20 protein-coding genes are annotated in these 17,897 nt (G+C 39.4%); 18 read left to right on the forward strand and 2 right to left on the reverse strand.

Annotated elements, in window-relative coordinates; translation table 11 throughout:
- Positions 1 to 13: 13 nt before the first annotated feature.
- The 9 genes from AC3E9F_RS04805 (at position 14) to AC3E9F_RS04845 (ending at position 6,138) form a co-directional block, all read left to right on the forward strand.
- Positions 14 to 1,387 (forward strand): UDP-N-acetylmuramoyl-tripeptide--D-alanyl-D-alanine ligase, encoded by a 1,374-nt coding sequence (locus AC3E9F_RS04805; protein WP_263394394.1) that lies wholly within the window; start codon positions 14 to 16, stop codon positions 1,385 to 1,387.
- Positions 1,374 to 1,985, forward strand: a complete 612-nt coding sequence (locus tag AC3E9F_RS04810; protein ID WP_263394395.1) for an NUDIX hydrolase — start codon at positions 1,374 to 1,376, stop codon at positions 1,983 to 1,985. Before AC3E9F_RS04805 ends, AC3E9F_RS04810 begins: the two co-directional genes overlap by 14 nt.
- A gap of 122 nt (positions 1,986 to 2,107) precedes the next feature.
- Positions 2,108 to 2,815 carry a YwaF family protein gene (locus AC3E9F_RS04815; protein WP_263394396.1) on the forward strand — a complete coding sequence of 236 codons (708 nt, stop codon included), beginning with the start codon at positions 2,108 to 2,110 and terminating at the stop codon, positions 2,813 to 2,815.
- 159 nt (positions 2,816 to 2,974) lie between these two features.
- Positions 2,975 to 3,421, forward strand: a complete 447-nt coding sequence (gene rplM / locus AC3E9F_RS04820) for a 50S ribosomal protein L13 (protein ID WP_061418105.1) — start codon at positions 2,975 to 2,977, stop codon at positions 3,419 to 3,421.
- A gap of 18 nt (positions 3,422 to 3,439) precedes the next feature.
- On the forward strand, positions 3,440 to 3,832 hold the full coding sequence (gene rpsI / locus AC3E9F_RS04825; RefSeq protein ID WP_000075969.1) for a 30S ribosomal protein S9: 393 nt from the start codon (positions 3,440 to 3,442) through the stop codon (positions 3,830 to 3,832).
- Positions 3,833 to 4,185: 353 nt separating this feature from the next.
- On the forward strand, positions 4,186 to 4,488 hold the full coding sequence (locus AC3E9F_RS04830) for a TMEM175 family protein (protein WP_006151097.1): 303 nt from the start codon (positions 4,186 to 4,188) through the stop codon (positions 4,486 to 4,488).
- Positions 4,413 to 4,772, forward strand: a complete 360-nt coding sequence (locus AC3E9F_RS04835; protein ID WP_000397555.1) for a hypothetical protein — start codon at positions 4,413 to 4,415, stop codon at positions 4,770 to 4,772. Before AC3E9F_RS04830 ends, AC3E9F_RS04835 begins: the two co-directional genes overlap by 76 nt.
- Positions 4,769 to 5,092 carry a potassium channel family protein gene (locus tag AC3E9F_RS04840; protein ID WP_000825751.1) on the forward strand — a complete coding sequence of 108 codons (324 nt, stop codon included), beginning with the start codon at positions 4,769 to 4,771 and terminating at the stop codon, positions 5,090 to 5,092. The genes AC3E9F_RS04835 and AC3E9F_RS04840 overlap by 4 nt, the downstream gene beginning before the upstream one ends.
- Positions 5,089 to 6,138, forward strand: a complete 1,050-nt coding sequence (locus AC3E9F_RS04845; protein ID WP_000126416.1) for a DUF389 domain-containing protein — start codon at positions 5,089 to 5,091, stop codon at positions 6,136 to 6,138. The genes AC3E9F_RS04840 and AC3E9F_RS04845 overlap by 4 nt, the downstream gene beginning before the upstream one ends.
- 572 nt (positions 6,139 to 6,710) lie before the next feature.
- On the opposite strand, the gene AC3E9F_RS04850 is transcribed toward AC3E9F_RS04845, so the two are convergent.
- Together AC3E9F_RS04850 and AC3E9F_RS04855 are read right to left on the reverse strand one after the other, a co-directional pair.
- On the reverse strand, positions 6,711 to 7,589 hold the full coding sequence (locus AC3E9F_RS04850) for a LysR family transcriptional regulator (RefSeq protein ID WP_303942433.1): 879 nt from the start codon (positions 7,587 to 7,589) through the stop codon (positions 6,711 to 6,713).
- A 124-nt stretch (positions 7,590 to 7,713) separates the two neighbouring features.
- Complete coding sequence (locus AC3E9F_RS04855) at positions 7,714 to 8,064, reverse strand: helix-turn-helix domain-containing protein (RefSeq protein WP_303942435.1); 351 nt, start codon at positions 8,062 to 8,064, stop codon at positions 7,714 to 7,716.
- 354 nt (positions 8,065 to 8,418) lie between these two features.
- Here AC3E9F_RS04855 and AC3E9F_RS04860 point away from each other — a divergent pair, with 354 nt between their 5' ends.
- The 9 genes from AC3E9F_RS04860 to AC3E9F_RS04900 all read left to right on the forward strand — a co-directional run bounded on the left by AC3E9F_RS04860 (position 8,419) and on the right by AC3E9F_RS04900 (position 17,821).
- Positions 8,419 to 10,044 (forward strand): malolactic enzyme, encoded by a 1,626-nt coding sequence (locus AC3E9F_RS04860; RefSeq protein ID WP_263394399.1) that lies wholly within the window; start codon positions 8,419 to 8,421, stop codon positions 10,042 to 10,044.
- Positions 10,045 to 10,127: 83 nt separating this feature from the next.
- Complete coding sequence (locus AC3E9F_RS04865) at positions 10,128 to 11,075, forward strand: AEC family transporter (protein WP_263394400.1); 948 nt, start codon at positions 10,128 to 10,130, stop codon at positions 11,073 to 11,075.
- A 522-nt stretch (positions 11,076 to 11,597) separates the two neighbouring features.
- Positions 11,598 to 12,182 carry a DUF6287 domain-containing protein gene (locus tag AC3E9F_RS04870; protein ID WP_214262747.1) on the forward strand — a complete coding sequence of 195 codons (585 nt, stop codon included), beginning with the start codon at positions 11,598 to 11,600 and terminating at the stop codon, positions 12,180 to 12,182.
- A gap of 211 nt (positions 12,183 to 12,393) precedes the next feature.
- On the forward strand, positions 12,394 to 13,080 hold the full coding sequence (locus tag AC3E9F_RS04875; RefSeq protein ID WP_263394401.1) for a helix-turn-helix domain-containing protein: 687 nt from the start codon (positions 12,394 to 12,396) through the stop codon (positions 13,078 to 13,080).
- A gap of 3 nt (positions 13,081 to 13,083) precedes the next feature.
- Entirely contained in the window at positions 13,084 to 14,499 is a 1,416-nt protein-coding gene (locus AC3E9F_RS04880; protein ID WP_263394402.1) for a Y-family DNA polymerase, read from the forward strand.
- Positions 14,496 to 14,858 carry a hypothetical protein gene (locus tag AC3E9F_RS04885; protein WP_263394403.1) on the forward strand — a complete coding sequence of 121 codons (363 nt, stop codon included), beginning with the start codon at positions 14,496 to 14,498 and terminating at the stop codon, positions 14,856 to 14,858. The genes AC3E9F_RS04880 and AC3E9F_RS04885 overlap by 4 nt, the downstream gene beginning before the upstream one ends.
- Entirely contained in the window at positions 14,851 to 15,144 is a 294-nt protein-coding gene (locus AC3E9F_RS04890) for a DUF5960 family protein (RefSeq protein ID WP_263394404.1), read from the forward strand. The genes AC3E9F_RS04885 and AC3E9F_RS04890 overlap by 8 nt, the downstream gene beginning before the upstream one ends.
- Before the next feature lie 236 nt (positions 15,145 to 15,380).
- Positions 15,381 to 17,189: a glutamine--fructose-6-phosphate transaminase (isomerizing) gene (glmS, locus tag AC3E9F_RS04895; protein ID WP_263394405.1), complete on the forward strand. Its 1,809-nt coding sequence runs from the start codon at positions 15,381 to 15,383 to the stop codon at positions 17,187 to 17,189.
- Between the two features lie 104 nt (positions 17,190 to 17,293).
- Positions 17,294 to 17,821: a hypothetical protein gene (locus tag AC3E9F_RS04900; RefSeq protein WP_214262754.1), complete on the forward strand. Its 528-nt coding sequence runs from the start codon at positions 17,294 to 17,296 to the stop codon at positions 17,819 to 17,821.
- Positions 17,822 to 17,897 lie beyond the last annotated feature (76 nt).

Below are 17,897 nucleotides of genomic sequence, written 5' to 3' on the forward strand. Positions count from 1 at the left end.
TAAAGGAGTAAACATGAAACTTACGATTCACGAAGTTGCGCGTGCCGTCGATGCAAAAAATGATGTGACAGGATATGCGGATAGCCCGCTAGTCAAGGCTGAGTTTGATAGTCGTTTGATTGGGCCTGGAGATTTATTTGTGCCACTAAAGGGGGCGCGTGATGGTCATGACTTTATAGAGACAGCTTTTGAAAATGGCGCTGTTGTAACCCTGTCAGAAAAGGAAGTAGAAGGTCATCCTTACATTTTAGTAGATGATGTCTTGACAGCCTTTCAAGCACTTGCGGCCTATTACCTTCAAAAGACAGGTGTCGATGTCTTTGCTGTTACAGGTTCAAATGGGAAGACTACTACCAAGGATATGTTGGCTCATTTGCTTTCTACAAGTTACAAAACCTACAAAACGCAAGGAAACTACAATAACGAGATTGGCCTTCCCTACACGGTTCTTCATATGCCAGATGATACTGAGAAGTTAGTCTTGGAAATGGGACAGGATCACCTAGGAGACATCCATCTCTTATCTGAACTAGCTCATCCAAAGACAGCTATTGTGACCTTGGTAGGAGAAGCTCATTTGGCCTTCTTCAAGGACCGTTCAGAGATTGCCAAAGGGAAATTGCAAATCGCTGATGGTATGGAGAAGGGGGCCTTACTGTTAGCACCGGTTGATCCCATTGTTGAGGATTATCTACCTGCTGACCAAAAAGTGGTTCGTTTTGGCCCAGGTGCAGAACTCGAAATTACAGAATTGATTGAGCGTAAGGATAGTTTAACCTTCAAGGCTAATTTCTTGGAGCAGGCTCTCGACTTGCCAGTAACAGGTAAGTACAATGCGACCAATGCCATGATTGCCTCTTATGTTGCTTTGCAAGAAGGAGTGACTGAGGAGCAGATTGGTCAAGCCTTCCAAAACCTAGAATTGACCCGCAATCGTACCGAGTGGAAAAAAGCGGCCAACGGTGCGGATATCCTATCAGATGTCTACAATGCTAACCCAACAGCTATGAAGTTGATTTTAGAAACTTTCTCTGCCATTCCAGCCAATGAAGGTGGCAAGAAACTCGCAGTTCTGGCAGATATGAAAGAACTTGGAGACCAGTCTGTTCAACTCCATAATCAGATGATTTTGAGCATTTCACCAGATGTCCTTGATACTGTTATTTTCTACGGTGAAGACATTGCTGACTTGGCTCAGTTAGCTAGTCAAATGTTCCCAATTGGTCATGTTTACTACTTCAAGAAAACAGCTGAGGAAGACCAGTTTGAAGCTATGGTTAAGCAGGTCAAGGAAAGTCTTGGTGCACATGACCAGATTTTGCTTAAAGGTTCGAACTCTATGAATCTAGCCAAGCTAGTAGAAAGTTTAGAAAATGAGTGCAACTGATTTCGCTAAAGCTATTCAGAGAATGTTGGCTATCACTGACACTGGACTGACCTATACCAAGGATCCTTTTGACCGTGAACGTTATGAGGATTTACGGCAGATTTTATCAAGTATCTTGCAGGATCAAACAGAGCTCGATCAAGAGGAATTGACTGCAATTTTAAAACCAACAGGTAGCTATGCAACTCCCTTGATGGATGTGCGGGCATGGATTGTTCAAGACCAGAAGATTTGTTTGGTTAGAGGACAAGGAGAGGATACTTGGGCATTACCTGGTGGCTTTGGTGAGGTAGGATATTCTCCCAAGGAAAATATCCGAAAAGAAGTTCAGGAAGAAACAGGATTTTCGGCAGAAGTAGGCTCTTTATTGGCAGTTTTTGATACCAACCGCTTTCAACTTCAGAACAAGCAGTATGCAAAGTTCGTCTTTGACTGTCAGTTATTAGATGGACAATTTCAAGAAAATCAAGAAGTTGCTGAATTAGGATTTTTTGACATTTCGGCTCTCCCTCCCTTATCTGAAAAAAGAATAACTAAGGAACAAATGGATATTCTTTGGCAGGTTTATCAGGGTGAGCGGGAACAATATATTGATTAGAAGCTTTGCTTTATCTTAAGGCCGATAGCTACTTTGGAACACAAAAATATAAGAAATAAATGTAAGATAGGCTCTATAGAGATAAGTAAGAGGCCTGCTTATATGAAAATGAGGAAAGTTACATGAATGTTTGGGATGCTTTATTTAGCACGCAGCCGACGGAGCCACCCCAATTTGATCTTCTTTGGTATGGAAGTCTATTTACTTTATTGGCATTGACTGTATTTCTTGCCTATCGTTATGGTGATAAAAAAGTTTGTCAACGATTTTTCCAGATTTTACAGGCGACCCAGTTAATCCTTCTCTACGGTTGGTATTTGGTTAACCAGATGCCTCTGACAGAAAGTCTGCCCTTTTATCATTGCCGTTTAGCAATGTTTGTAGTGCTTTTGACCCCGGGAGTCTCTAGAGTCAAACAGTACTTTGCTGTGCTTGGAACCTTTGGGACATTGGCAGCCTTTGTTTATCCAGTGCCAGATCCCTATCCCTTCCCCCACATCGCTATTCTGTCCTTTATTTTCGGACATTTAGCCCTCTTTGGAAATTCCTTGATTTATCTTTTGAAGGACTACGATGCCAGTTTATTAGATTTCAAACGAATCCTAGTCATCACAACTTCCCTTAATGCTGTGATATTTGTGGTTAATCTAATGACGGGTGGAGATTATGGATTTTTGACAAAACCACCATTGGTTGGAAACCACGGTCATTTGATCAATTATCTAGTTGTTACGTTGTTCTTGACTTGTGCCATTTACTTAGTCTCTAAGGCTTTTCAGACAATGCTTGAGGAGAAGGGTGAAAGAAGACTACGAATCTGGCAAAAATGAAAAAATATTTTCCCAACCGCTTGACTTTTATCTGAGAATTTTGATACAATAGTAGGCGGTATTGTTTACCCCATTTGTAAGGCCCCGGAACCTTTCAAATACCCCGCGGACCGGAACATCCGCCCTGTAAACAAAAACGACATTCATATAGGAGAAATCATGAACAAAACTACATTCATGGCTAAACCAGGCCAAGTAGAACGCAAATGGTACGTTGTTGACGCAACTGATGTACCTCTTGGACGCCTTTCAGCAGTTGTTGCTAGCGTACTTCGCGGAAAAAACAAACCAACATTCACACCACACACTGATACAGGTGACTTCGTAATCGTTATCAATGCTGAAAAAGTTAAATTGACTGGTAAAAAAGCATCTGATAAGATCTACTACACTCACTCAAACCACCCAGGCGGATTGAAACAAATCTCTGCTGGTGAACTTCGTTCTAAAAATGCAGTTCGTTTGATCGAGAAATCAGTTAAAGGTATGCTTCCACACAATACTCTTGGCCGCGCTCAAGGTATGAAATTGAAAGTATTCGTTGGAGCTGAGCACACTCACGCTGCACAACAACCAGAAGTTCTTGATATTTCAGGACTTATCTAAGGAAAGGAACAATAAAGTATGTCACAAGCACAATATGCAGGTACTGGACGTCGTAAAAACGCTGTTGCACGCGTTCGCCTTGTTCCAGGAACTGGTAAAATCACTGTTAACAAAAAAGATGTTGAAGAGTACATCCCACACGCTGACCTTCGTCTTGTAATCAACCAACCATTCGCAGTTACTTCAACTGTAGGTTCATACGACGTTTTCGTTAACGTTGTAGGTGGTGGTTACGCTGGTCAAGCAGGAGCTATCCGTCACGGTATCGCTCGTGCCCTTCTTCAAGTAGACCCAGACTTCCGCGATTCATTGAAACGCGCAGGACTTCTTACACGTGACTCACGTAAAGTTGAGCGTAAGAAACCAGGCTTGAAAAAAGCTCGTAAAGCATCACAATTTAGTAAACGTTAAAACTTATTTAAACTTATTGAAAGCATTTCGTATCAAAAATACGGGATGCTTTTTCTGTTCACCCCAAATTTTTGTAACTAGGTGATACTTGAAATTAATACAAATTTGGTTGTTTTTGATAAATCTAAGCAACACTACATGATGAAGTGAAAGGGGATGAATCTTTGATAGTATTCACTTATTGTGAAATATGATATATTTATTAATTAGATGGATGAATACTTCTAGAGTTAAATATAGTATAATAGGGACATACTTTTTGGTTTATTTTTGTTTGTAGTCGGATTATGAAAGAATATCCAATATTATGCGATAAGATAGAATGTTACAAAAAAGAAAGGGGATGCAATCCGATGAAGAAAGACAGATTAATTGTATTGACAGATGCTGTTCTAGCAATTATTATGACCATCTTGGTTTTAGAGTTAGAAAAACCAACAACACCAAGTCTTGAAGCTTTTTGGGATTTACGGCAAAATTTCTTTGCTTGTTTTCTTTCCTTTTTCTGGTTGGGATCGTTATGGATGGCACTAAACACATTATGGGAAAAGGTTGAGAAAATTTCCTCAGAAATTATTTGGTGGAATTTGTTTCTACTCTTGGAGCGGCAGGAGTTCTCTTTGGAGAATTTCATGCCATCCAAGATACCAGTCTGAATGATGTGGTGGACCGGATCTATATAAATGTCAAGGATTTACCGTTTCAGTCCTTGGGAGCTTTAGCTAATATCCTGTCTGATATTAAGAAGGGACTGATTCAAGACAGTCATATCTGGTCTTTCTTCCAGTCATTTTTCAAACAATATCAGTTGATAATCAGCTTAAATCAGATCTATCAGTTTGTCTATCTTTCTCTGATGGAGATCATGTCCTATCTTCACTTTGATTATTGGAAAAAAACGGCTCGGTCAGGAGCTAGTATGAATAAGGAGAACAAATGAAACGTTTAAAAATGTTATGGCATATTATGCAGGTTACGGGTTTTACTCGGTTTGCTCTGAGTTTTGTGACCTTTGTTTTTGGGTCAGGAGGCGTGCTTTTCCTAGTTGAACCTGCTATCACAAATTACGGAGACGGTCTTTGGTATGCTTTTGTGACTTCGACGACTGTCGGCTACGGGGATCTCCTAGCTGTGACCTTGATTGGAAGGATTACCAGTGTCTTCTTGACGATTTATGGGCTCATATTTTTTGGCTGTTTATCAGCTGTTATTTTTAATTATTATACCAATTTAAATAAGGAAAGAGGAGAGGACAAATGACTGCCAATTATTCAACACGGGAATACCGTGAGAAATTATACGATGACCTTCATGTTCGATTGAGAGATACAGCGATTTTGATGTGTGCAATTTTTATTGCCTCTATCGGACTAAATATGAATTCAACAGCTGTCATTATAGGAGCCATGTTGATTTCACCTCTCATGACACCGATTGTTGGACTGGGATTCGGTTTAGCTATTTTTGATACGCGTTTAATCAAGCAATCTCTAGAGGTTTTATTGACTCAAGTGTTGGTCAGTTTGCTTGTCTCGACTCTGTATTTCTGGATTTCTCCCTTGTCTTATGCAAGTAGCGAGTTGATTGCACGAACCTCTCCAACCATTTGGGATGTCCTCATTGCTATTGCTGGTGGGATTGCTGGTGTGATCGGTTCAAGGAAAAAAGAAGCAAACAATATCGTGCCAGGAGTAGCCATTGCTACAGCTTTGATGCCGCCTATCTGTACTGCTGGCTATGGTTTAGCTAATGGGAATGTACGATTTTTATTGGGGGCTCTCTATCTTTTCTTGATCAACTGTGTCTTTATCATGCTAGCCAACATTGTTGGAACAAGAATTTTGATGAGAAAATCTCCTTTAACTTCATTTAAAGAGCTGAGCATTAAAATGAGAATTGGCTTGATTTCTTTGATTGTATTGTTGATTCTTCCAGCTAGCTATTCGGCAGTTACTCTGACAATAGAACAAGCGCGCAAAGAAGGGATCAAACAGTTTGTAGGAAAAGAGTTCGCCAATTATACGGTTATTAATCAAGTCTACAAGTCAAGTAACAATGAATTGGTCTTGACGGTTGTTGGAGATCCGATTTCAGAAGAAGAATTAGAAACACTCCACCAAAAACAAGCCTCTTACGGTATTCAATCTGTTCAATTGAAAGTGAATCAAGTTCAGAACTCGCCAACATTAGATAGTGAAGCGACCAAGGAATTTTATGAAAACATTGACAAGTATATTGATCAAAAACTCTCTGAAAAAGATTCACAAAACGATCTCGTAAAAGAAAATGAAGCAGACAAGGATTGAGGACAATGAACTGAATCGGTTTTTACGCCGTGTTTTTCTTGTATCTTCCTCTTTCTTACTTATAGCAGGTTGTTTTTGCTTGAATAAGAAATAAATTAGAAGTTCTATCATCTAAGAAAAATGATGAAAAAAATCATTTAACTAATGGTGTGAACGTTTAGTGTTTATCAGCTCCATTCTCTGTAATTTTGGGGGTAAAATCCACACCATTTAGATAAAATTAGTTGAATTTGATTGGAAAAACGCTTTTATAAAAGCGGAGAAAAGTCTTGATATTACGCTGTTTTTAGTCCAACTGAAATTCATACTTTCCAAACCAGGCTTGAAAAAAGCTCGTAAAGCATCACAATTTAGTAAACGTTAAAACTTATTTACAGTTATTGAAAGCATTTCGTATCGAATATACGGGATGCTTTTTTGATACCTTGAGATTGATAATTAAGAATCTGGTTGAAGGGTATTAGGTAAATGAAAAGATTCGTCGATAATATCCTATTTCTTCGTACTTTACTCTAATACTTATAATGTAAAAAAACTCTAGCTATCAGGCAGTTGATAGTTAGAGTTTTTTTCTATTCATATGATTTAATGAGATTAAATAAAGCCTCTATTTCTGATGACAGTGTAGCTGATTTAAGATAAGCGTAATAAACTGTAAATGTAATCTGGTCCTCCGGTATCAGAGGGATTTTTATTAAATCATCATCTTCATCAGAAAGTGCGATATCAGCTAGTAAACTAACGCCAATCCCTTTCTTTAAAAGTTCTTTAATAATGACAATGTCGTCACTCTTAAAGAATACTTCTGCCTTGTTTTGATGCTTTTGATTAAGTAGTTCAAAAGCTTTCAGGTGAACAAAGTGTTCGTCTAAAAGAATAAAGGATTGATCTACTAAATTTTCAAAAGCGAGGGAAGAAGCAGTAGCAAGAGGATGGTTCTTAGATAAAACGACATACAGTTCTTTATGAAAGAGTTTATGTGTCTCTATTGAAGGATGATTGAGTGGTTCAATCAAGCCGAGTAGGCTTGCATCAAGGTCTCCATTGAGGAGAAGGTTTAATAACTCCACGGAGCCACCGCGGATAGGGCGCACCTTTTTTAAAAGATCGAATTTATCTGTTTCGTTTAAGGCAGCAAAGAGATACTGAACGATAATAGGAGGAAATCCTACAGTAGAGTATTGTGCCAAGGAGCGATTAATTTCTTTGTGAGTAGAAATAACCTCAGATAAAATCAGTTCAGTATGCTTCAGAAGGATTTGCCCTTGAGGAGTTAGTTTGAAGGAACGATGCGAGGGATCGTGGTGAATCAATTTGCAGTTAAAGGAATCCTCTAAGCGCTTGATAGCATAAGAAATAGATGGTTGGCTGACTTTATGTTGTTTTGCTACTTCCGTATAGGATTGAAGCTGGCAGAGGTCATAAAAATATTGTAGATCTTTTAAATTCATATGGGCTCACTTTCATTAATTGGAGAAAAATAAGTGGAAATCACCAGATAAAAAAATTTTATCCGTATCCTACAAGTTGACTATACGAGTATTCGCTGGTTAAAATGTAAGTGAGTCAGGAATCTCAAAGATTATCTAAGATATTTTCAAAAATGACCAACATCTTTTCTCGTTTATCAATAGGAAGCTGTTTAATCTTCATGTTGATTCTTTTGAGTGAAAGATTGTCAGTCTTATCAGAGGTTGATTCAAGGCTATCAAAATTGAAAAATTCCTCTGGGGTCATCTCTAGGGCGTCAATTACTTTTTCAAGACTGTGAATGGTCAGATTCACATTTTGATTTTCGAGTTGGTTGATATATTTAAGCCCAAGTCCCGCTTGTTCCGAAAGTTCTTCCTGGCTCATTTTGTTTTGTGTTCTAAAATACTTCACTTTTTGGGAAATATATTGTTGTAAATAGTTTTTAGTTGTCATATAAATAGAATACAAGTTTTGTATGACAAAAAAACACCTTAAAAAATACAAAGTATTATATAGCAAACCTAGAGGATGCTTATTTTGATTAGGATTGCCAATTTCTATGATTATTTTGCTATAGTCGAAACTTTTAGGAAAGAGTAATTATCGAGAGTTTGATAAGTTCAGAAATTTATAAAACAACTTAAAGTGTCATCAATAATAATGTTTTAAGTATAAAAGAGCTTATTTAGAAATTGTTCTCGTGGACTCATTATAACATATGCGTATCCGATTGTATTTTATAAACAACAAAGTTTCATGAATAATTCGTTTTAAGTGGTATAATATAAGTAAAAAGGAGGTTGCACTATGACTGCACATGATATTTTAAACAATCCTTTCCTTAATAAGGGAACTGCCTTTACCTTAGAGGAGCGAAAGGAACTAGGCCTTATTGGTTTATTGCCACCTTATGTTCAAACGATTGAAGAACAAGCAGCGCAAACTTATGCACAAATGCAAACAAAGGTCAATGATCTGGAAAAACGTCTTTTCCTAATGGAAATTTTTAATACCAACAGGACTCTTTTCTATTACCTCTTTTCTCAACATTTAGAAGAATTCAATCCAATTGTATATGACCCAACCATTGCAGATACCATAGAAGGCTATAGTGACCTCTTTGTAGATCCACAATATGCGGGATATCTCGATATTAATCATCCTGAAAATATTGAAGCCACTTTGAAAAATGCTGCCGGAGATCGCGAGATTCGACTCATTGTTGTAACAGATGCAGAAGGAATCCTTGGAATTGGAGACTGGGGAACAAATGGTGTTGATATTTCTGTTGGGAAATTGATGGTCTATACGGGTGCTGCTGGAATCGATCCTTCGATGGTCCTTCCTTTAGTCATTGATGCCGGGACTAACCGTGAAGAACTTCGTAACAATCCTAATTACTTAGGAAATCGTCACGAACGGGTCCGCGGAGATCGTTACTACGACTTCATTGACCAATTTGTTCAAACAGCAGAACGTCTCTTTCCTAAACTCTACCTTCACTGGGAAGATTTCGGACGTTCTAATGCTGCCAATATTCTTGAGAAATATCGGAAACAAATTCCTACCTTTAATGATGATATCCAAGGTACAGGAATCGTTACCTTGGGTGGTATCTTTGGTTCACTGGATATTAGTGGTGAAAAATTAACCGATCAAGTTTATCTCTGCTATGGTGGTGGTACTGCGGGTGCAGGAATTGCCTCTCGTGTTCTTCGTGAAATGGTGAGTGAAGGTCTTTCCGAAGAAGAAGCTTATAAACGTTTCTTTATGGTGGATAAACAAGGTCTTCTCTTTGATGATATGGATGACTTGACACCACAGCAAAAACCGTTTGCGAAGAAACGGTCGGATTTTCCTAATGCTGATAAATTAACAGATCTATTAGAAGTCGTTAAAACTGTTAAACCAACTATTTTAGTAGGAACTTCAACTCAACCAAATACCTTCACCAAAGAAATTGTAGAAGCTATGTGTGAAAACACAGAACGTCCAATGATTTTCCCATTATCAAATCCAACCAAGCTAGCAGAAGCAAGTGCCAAAGATTTGATTGAATGGTCAGATGGTAAGGCTTTTGTCGCAACAGGAATTCCTGCTGATACGGTTTCTTATAAAGGTGTAGACTATGTGATTGGTCAAGCCAATAATGCCTTGATTTACCCAGGTCTTGGTCTAGGTATGCTAGCTTCTGAAGCAAGTCTTTTGACAGATGAAATGATTGGAGCAGCGGCTCATTCGTTGAGTGGTATTGTCAATCCAGGTCAACCGGGAGCTCCTGTCTTGCCGCCATTCAAGTATGTAGCAGATGTTTCTATTAAAGTAGCAGAAGCAGTCGCTAAAAAAGCGCAAGAACAAGGTCTTGCGCGTGCCAAGGAAACAGATATGGCCAAAGCAGTTCGTGATTTGAAATGGTATCCAACCTATAAATAAGTAAATGGAAATGGGGTGTACGAGTGCGACTGGATGCTTCGTACACCTTCAACTATACGCTATGACATATAGAAAGGGAGACTATGGAAATCTTTTTAACTTCAATTCAGAGTATTGTACCTATTATCGTCATCATCATTCTAGGTTACTTCTTACAAGTCCGTGGTTGGTTTCAAGAGAGTTTTGGAAATGATTTATCTAAACTCATTATGAATGTGGCCATGCCAGTGGCAATTTTTACCTCTGTTCTTAAATATTTAACGTTAGATAAATTAATTAGCTTGTCTGGCGGTCTGTTGTATACGTTTATCGCCTTCATTCTCGGTTACCTAATGGCATTTATAGCGGTGAAACTTTTTGGAGTGCGCCCGGGCCGTCGAGGAACCATGATTAATACCTTCGTGAATGCCAATACCATTTTTATTGGTTTACCTTTAAACATAGCTCTGTTTGGAGATCAAGCCCTTCCCTACTTCTTGGTGTATTATATTACAAATACGGTCTCTACTTGGACATTAGGTGTCTATCTAATGACCTCGGATAGCAAAGAAGGGGCTTCAAAGCAAGCTCAAAAATTTAATTGGAAGAAGCTCTTCCCAGCACCTTTATTGGGATTTCTCGTAGCCCTCGTGTTTTTAGTGCTCCGTCTTCCTGTTCCAAGTTTTGCGGAAAGCACCTTGACTTATATTGGTAGTTTAACAACGCCACTATCTCTTGTCTATATCGGTATTGTTCTTGCAAAGGCAGGCTTGAATACGATTCGTTTTGATAAAGATACAATTGTCACTTTGGTTGGACGCTTTATTTTAGCTCCCCTAATCATGCTTCTTGTATTGAAGTTCTTTGCCCCAAATATGGTAACGGCTGAATTTAAGACCTTTATGATTCAGTCTGCTACGCCAGCTCTAGCCGTTCTCCCAATTCTTGCGAATCAAGGAAAAGGAGATGTGGAATTTTCGACGAATGTGGTGACTCTAAGTACGGTTCTATTTATCGTTGTTATTCCAATATTACAAACTTTATTAGGATAAGAAGGAGGAAGATAGGGTTGAAAGTTCTGAATTAGGAAATTTCCCTATTTTAGATACATCTATTCCTATTTCTTGAAATTAAAATCAGAAGAAACTCTTCTGACGCTTGCTATCGAGTGATTTTGAGTTGTCCTAAAAGCCAGACTTTTCAAACCAGGCTTGAAAAAAGTTCGTAAAGCATCACAATTTAGTAAACGTTCTTCGAAAGAATGACTATACTTACAAAGAGCACCTTTCGGGGTGTTCTTTTTTTGTACTTTTTACTAAATTGGTGCAATTGACACAGTTGTTGCGACTTTAGTCGCTTACAAATGTGGCTGCAACATGACAAAGTCAGTTGCCTCAAAACGTTAATCAATACGATACTATCAACATTTACAGACATTCAAGAATTTTCTCTTGGATGTCTTTTTTGTTTCAAAAATACAAAATTCACCCCAATAGTCTTTATCTTATACAAATTCTTCCTAGTATAAGTTCAGTATGATATAATTAAATACGAATAATATTAAGGAGTTATAAATGAAAATAGGAAAAGGTATCAATTGGATTTTGATTCTGTTAAGTTGCGTAATTGCTATAGTACTGATAAGTTCTTTGTTCTTCTTTAATCATAAGAAGCAAGATGCAGAAGCAGTGAATACTACAACAGAACAGGTTTCTACTACTAGTACGACAACGACTAGTACAACAAGTATAACGACAACCACTGCTTTAACAACTTCTCAAGATAGTGTGACGACTACAGAGGAAAAACTTTCGACACAAGAAGAGCAAGCGCACTCTAAATCACAAAAAATAGATGCGCAAGCCATTCTAAATGGTGATTTCTCTACTCTAGTTGGAACATGGAGAAATGGTTTGGGCCAAGAATTTACATTCGATAAAAATGGATTAGTAAACAGTGGAAACATTGAAAAATCGAGTATAGGTAATGATGGAAGTATTAACTTTAGTGTTAGAACTGGTAATACAGGATTTGGTATGATTATTTATCCTGCTGGGACTACTATGAAGTGGGTTGATTCTGATCCAAGTAAAAATAGGCTGATTGCTGGTCAAGCTGCTCCAACGAGTTCGGAACAAGTTTTTTATAAAGTAGATTAAATATTCCAACCATCTCATCAAATTTGAGATGGTTTTCTTCTTTATTTGTAAGTCATGATCATGTTATGAAGATGAAGCAAGCATGCTTTAACATTAGATTTTTCCACTAGACATCCGTCTACTTTTTTTATATAATAAAACTAAACCAAAATAGTTGAATTTTTTAAATAGAGTCAACCTTCAATGAAAACATCACGCTAGGAGGTAAAACATGTACCAACCAGAAAAACTTAAGACTCGGAGAAAAGAGTTAAAGCTAACACAGAAAGAGATTGCAGAGAAGCTTGGGATTAGTTTTCAGGCTTATTCGGCTTGGGAGCGTGGAGTCAAGGAACCTTCCGAAGAAAAGGTTAGACAGCTAGAAGAGATTTTAAAAGTGCCAAAAGGTTATTTCACCCAAATCGAAATTGTCCGTCTCTATAATAGCCTTTCCAATCAAGGGAAAGAGAAGGTGGTGGTCTATGCTCGCGATCTGGCTCAAGAAGAACAAGCCAAGAAGGTGACGGGTATGCCAGAAAAACTTTTCGAGTATCATGTTTATGAACGCATGTCGGCTGGTATCGGTGCTTCGGTTTATGATGATCGAAACTTTGATACGGTTTATTTCAATGAAGAAATGGCTCATGATTTTGCTTCCTGGGTATCAGGGGATTCTATGGAGCCCAAATATCAAAATGGTTCCGTGGCTTTGATTCGTGAGACAGGATTTGATTATGATGGCGCTGTCTATGCAGTGGTTTGCAATAACCAGACCTATATCAAACGGGTCTATCGAGAAGAGGATGGTTTGCGTTTGGTCTCCATCAATCCTAAATACAAGGATATTTTCATTTCTTACGAAGAAGATCCGCGGATTGTGGGAATTATCGTAGGTAATTTTGTACCGATGGAGGGATAGTCTATGGGCTACTTTGATTATTCCAGAGAGCCCCAAAGTGATATTGCCTTTGTCGATATGAAGTCCTTTTATGCCAGTGTTGAGTGTGTGGAAAGAGGACTCCATCCCCTTAAAACCTCCCTTTGTGTCATGAGTCGGGCGGATAATTCTGTTGGGCTTATTCTTGCCTCCTCGCCTATGTTCAAAAAGGTCTTTGGGAAAGCAAATGTAGGCCGTGCCTATGACCTCCCCTTCGATATCAAGACGCGCAAATTTTCCTACTACAATGCAAAAAAACAAGGCTTACGGACAGACCCAGACTATGTGAAATTTATCGAAGACTGGGCTCGGGTGACCGTCATTGTCCCTCCTCGGATGGATAAGTATATCGCAGTCAATATGGAAATCCAGCGAATTTTTCAGAACTATGGCAGTCCAGATGATATTTATCCTTATTCAATTGATGAAGGATTTATTGACCTAACCAGTTCGCTCAATTATTTTGTTCCGGACCAGCAGATTTCTCGTAAAGACAAGCTGGACATGCTTTCGGCTCGTATCCAGCGTGATATCTGGCGGCAAACTGGAATTTACTCGACAGTCGGTATGTCCAATGCCAATCCTTTGCTTGCTAAGTTGGCCTTGGATAATGAAGCCAAACACACACCGACCATGCGAGCCAATTGGTCTTATCAGGATGTGGAAGAGAAGGTCTGGAACATTTCTAAGATGATCGACTTCTGGGGGATTGGGCATCAGATGGAGAAGCGCTTGAATAGCTTGGAAATCTATTCGATTAAGGAATTAGCCAATAGCAATCCTGATGACCTGAAGAAGGAACTCGGCCAAGCTGGACTTCGCTTGTGGTTCCATGCCAATGGAATTGATGAGAGTAATGTTCACAAGACCTATAAAGCCAAATCTCACGGCTTGGGGAATTCGCAAATTTTACCGAGAGATTATGTCAAGCAGCGAGACATCGAAATTATCCTTCGAGAGATGGCTGAGCAGGTGGCTATCAGACTTCGACGTGCCAGAAAGAAGACAACAGTGGTGTCTATCCATCTTGGATTTTCAAAGCAGGAACAAAAACGCTCCATCCATACCCAGATGAAGGTTGAGCCGACCAATAATACCAGTCTTTTGGTCAGCTATGTGTTGAAACTATTTCATAGCAAATATACTTCTGGGGCTGTCAGGAGTGTTGCCGTTAGTTATTCAGGATTTGTGGACGAATCCTTTGCGTTGATTTCCCTTTTTGATGAGGTTGACAAGCTAGAAAAAGAAGAAAGGCTCCAGACTGCCATTGATTCCATTCGAGAACAATTCGGCTTTACTTCTCTCTTGAAGGCGACTGCTTTAGAGGAGGCGTCGAGAAGTATTGCCAGAAGTAAGCTGATCGGAGGGCACTCTGCTGGAGGATTAGATGGACTAAAATGATTGATCGCTCTTATTTGCCCTTCCAATCCGCGAGGGACTATCAAGATCCAGGCATGCAGAAGTGGATGGGCTTTTTTCTATCGGAGCATACCAGTTCACTCAGTGCAGAAAAAAATCGTGTCGACTTGTCGACAGATTTGAATTCAGTCGAGAAGTTGTTGCTACTTTCCCAGCTCTACGTTGGGCGACTAAAAGGCTCTTTTGTAGTCAAGGAGAAAAATCATAAAAGCACCATATTGGGTGAAGTAAGAGAATTATCTCCTCAAGAAATCTCTCTTAGAACTGATGAAGGCTATCGATTAATAAGGGTAGATGACATTCTCACAATCCAACTTTGTCAGGAGGAAGTCTATGACTAGAAAAGAGCTCTATGAAAACAAATTGCAGATGGATTATTTTTCGGACGACTATATTCGTTTTGAGGAAGATTTTCAAAAATACTCTGCCATGAATGTACCCCTGACTTTTCTGATTGACGACATTCTGCGAACCATGGCTATCAATCAAAAGGACTACTTTGTCTTGAATAAGGAAAATGCCAAGGATGGCAGGGAACATCGATTTTATTTTAGGGTGAGGATGGAAAAAGATTGTCCACGTACTCGAACCTATGTCTATCTGGGACTCAGGCAAAATCATCAGTAAAGATTCTAGGCGTACATATATTTTATTGTAACAATAATGTTGTATCCAACCATTCAAGAGCTATTTCTTGAATGGTTTTTTGTTTGTGGTTTAAAAGCGATTGAACTATACCAATTTTTATTCTTGACAAGTAAAAGAAACAAGTATATACTGTTTTCACTGATTCTAAAAACAGAAAATCAGACTATACCAATTTCGATAAGGGGAAAGCACAGCTTGTCTGTGTCGTATATACTATGTGTGGAATTGTTGGTGTTGTTGGAAACACAAATGCAACTGATATTTTGATTCAAGGGCTTGAAAAGCTCGAATACCGTGGTTATGATTCTGCGGGGATTTTTGTTCTAGGTGGCGCTGAAAACCATCTAGTCAAGGCTGTTGGTCGTATTGCAGAATTGTCTGCTAAAACTGCAGGTGTTGAGGGAACAACTGGTATCGGACATACTCGTTGGGCTACTCACGGAAAACCAACGGAAGACAACGCTCACCCACACCGATCTGAGACTGGACGTTTTGTCTTGGTCCACAACGGGGTGATTGAAAACTACCTTGAAATCAAGGAAGAATACCTTGCGGGACACCACTTCAAGGGACAAACAGATACGGAAATCGCCGTACATTTGATTGGGAAATTTGCCGAAGAAGACGGCTTATCAGTTCTCGAAGCCTTCAAAAAAGCCCTTCACATCATTCGTGGTTCTTATGCCTTTGCCTTGATTGACTCTGAAAATCCAGATGTCATCTATGTAGCCAAGAATAAATCACCACTTTTGATTGGTCTTGGAGATGGCTACAACATGGTCTGCTCTGATGCTATGGCTATGATTCGTGAAACCAACCAATACATGGAAATTCATGACCAAGAGTTGGTAATCGTTAAGGCTGATAGTGTCGAAGTTCAGGACTATGATGGCAACAGTCGTGAGCGTGCCAGCTATACAGCTGAGCTTGACTTGTCTGATATCGGTAAGGGAACTTACCCTTACTACATGCTCAAGGAAATTGATGAGCAACCGACAGTTATGCGTAAGTTGATCCAAGCTTACACAGATGAGGCTGGTCAAGTAGTGGTAGACCCAGCTATCATCAAGGCTGTTCAAGAGGCAGACCGTATCTACATCCTTGCAGCTGGAACTTCTTACCACGCAGGGTTTGCTTCTAAGAAGATGTTGGAAGAATTGACAGATACGCCAGTTGAACTTGCAATCTCTTCTGAGTGGGGCTATGGGATGCCACTTCTCAGCCAGAAACCACTCTTCATCTTTATCAGTCAATCTGGTGAAACAGCTGATAGCCGTCAGGTTTTGGTTAAGGCCAATGAAATGGGGATTCCAAGCTTGACAGTGACAAACGTGCCTGGTTCAACTCTGTCACGTGAAGCCAACCATACCATGTTGCTTCATGCAGGTCCTGAAATTGCCGTAGCATCAACTAAGGCTTATACTGCCCAAATCGCAGCCCTTGCCTTCCTTGCAAAAGCAGTCGGAGAAGCAAATGGCAATGCTAAAGCGCAAGCCTTTGATCTAGTTCATGAGTTGTCTATCGTGGCTCAGTCTATCGAGTCAACCCTTTCAGAAAAAGAATTGATTGATAGCAAGGTTCGTGAGCTTCTTGAAACAACACGCAATGCCTTTTACATCGGACGTGGTCAAGATTACTATGTAGCTATGGAAGCCAGTCTCAAACTCAAAGAGATTTCTTACATTCAATGTGAAGGCTTTGCGGCAGGGGAACTCAAACACGGAACAATTGCCTTGATTGAAGAAGGAACACCTGTTTTGGCCCTCTTGTCAGATCCAGTCCTTGCCAACCACACCCGTGGAAATATCCAGGAAGTAGCAGCGCGTGGCGCTAAGGTACTCACCATCGCAGAAGAGAATGTTGCCAAAGATACAGATGACATCGTCCTTACGACCGTACACCCTTACCTCTCACCAATCTCAATGGTCGTGCCAACTCAATTGGTCGCTTACTTTGCAACCCTCCACCGTGGACTTGATGTGGATAAACCACGTAATCTTGCCAAGTCTGTAACAGTAGAATAAGGAAGTCCTGCTCCTAAACTCCAACTTTTCTTGTCAACCTAGCAAAATCTTGTTATACTATAGAAAAGTAGTAAATAGTGAAGTATAAGGAAATTGGAGCGGAAATGAAAAAGGGGAAAATTTCATCTATCATAGGACTCCTGTTTGCCAGTTCATTTTTGATTCGAACTGTCGTGATTCATCAAATGAGAGCTTCAAAGAAACAAGAGAGTGAAAAGATTGCTGCAGTTCAGGAATTTATCAAATCCCAAGAACAGGCAGAGTCAGACAAACAAAAGGATACTTTTAAAAGTATTCTTGGGAATGGATCAGGAACTTCTGAACCAGGACCTAGCTACGACAAAACCATATTTGTGAATCAACAATACGATATTGGTGTTCGAGATGGAGCCTATTATCTACTGACACTCAGTAGCAACAAAGAACTCTTGCTAGAAGGGGTCGATGACGCCTATGCCTTGGCTGTTAAGAATGAAGATAAAAACAAACAAGAAGTTGCTATGGTTGTTCATAAAGACGGAGCTTGGCATATTATAAATGGTGAAGGGGAAGTTACAACAACCCTTGACCGACAATATATAACAGCTCATACCAAGCTTGTGATTAAGAATAAGACTGTTGATTTTGAATAATGTGATTGGCTCATGGTTCTTGAGAAAAACAGAGATTCATAAAAACCTCCTAGATGTTTTCTAGGAGGTTTTTAAA

Source organism: Streptococcus sp. SCPM-O-B-15277 (M60), from assembly GCF_058200335.1.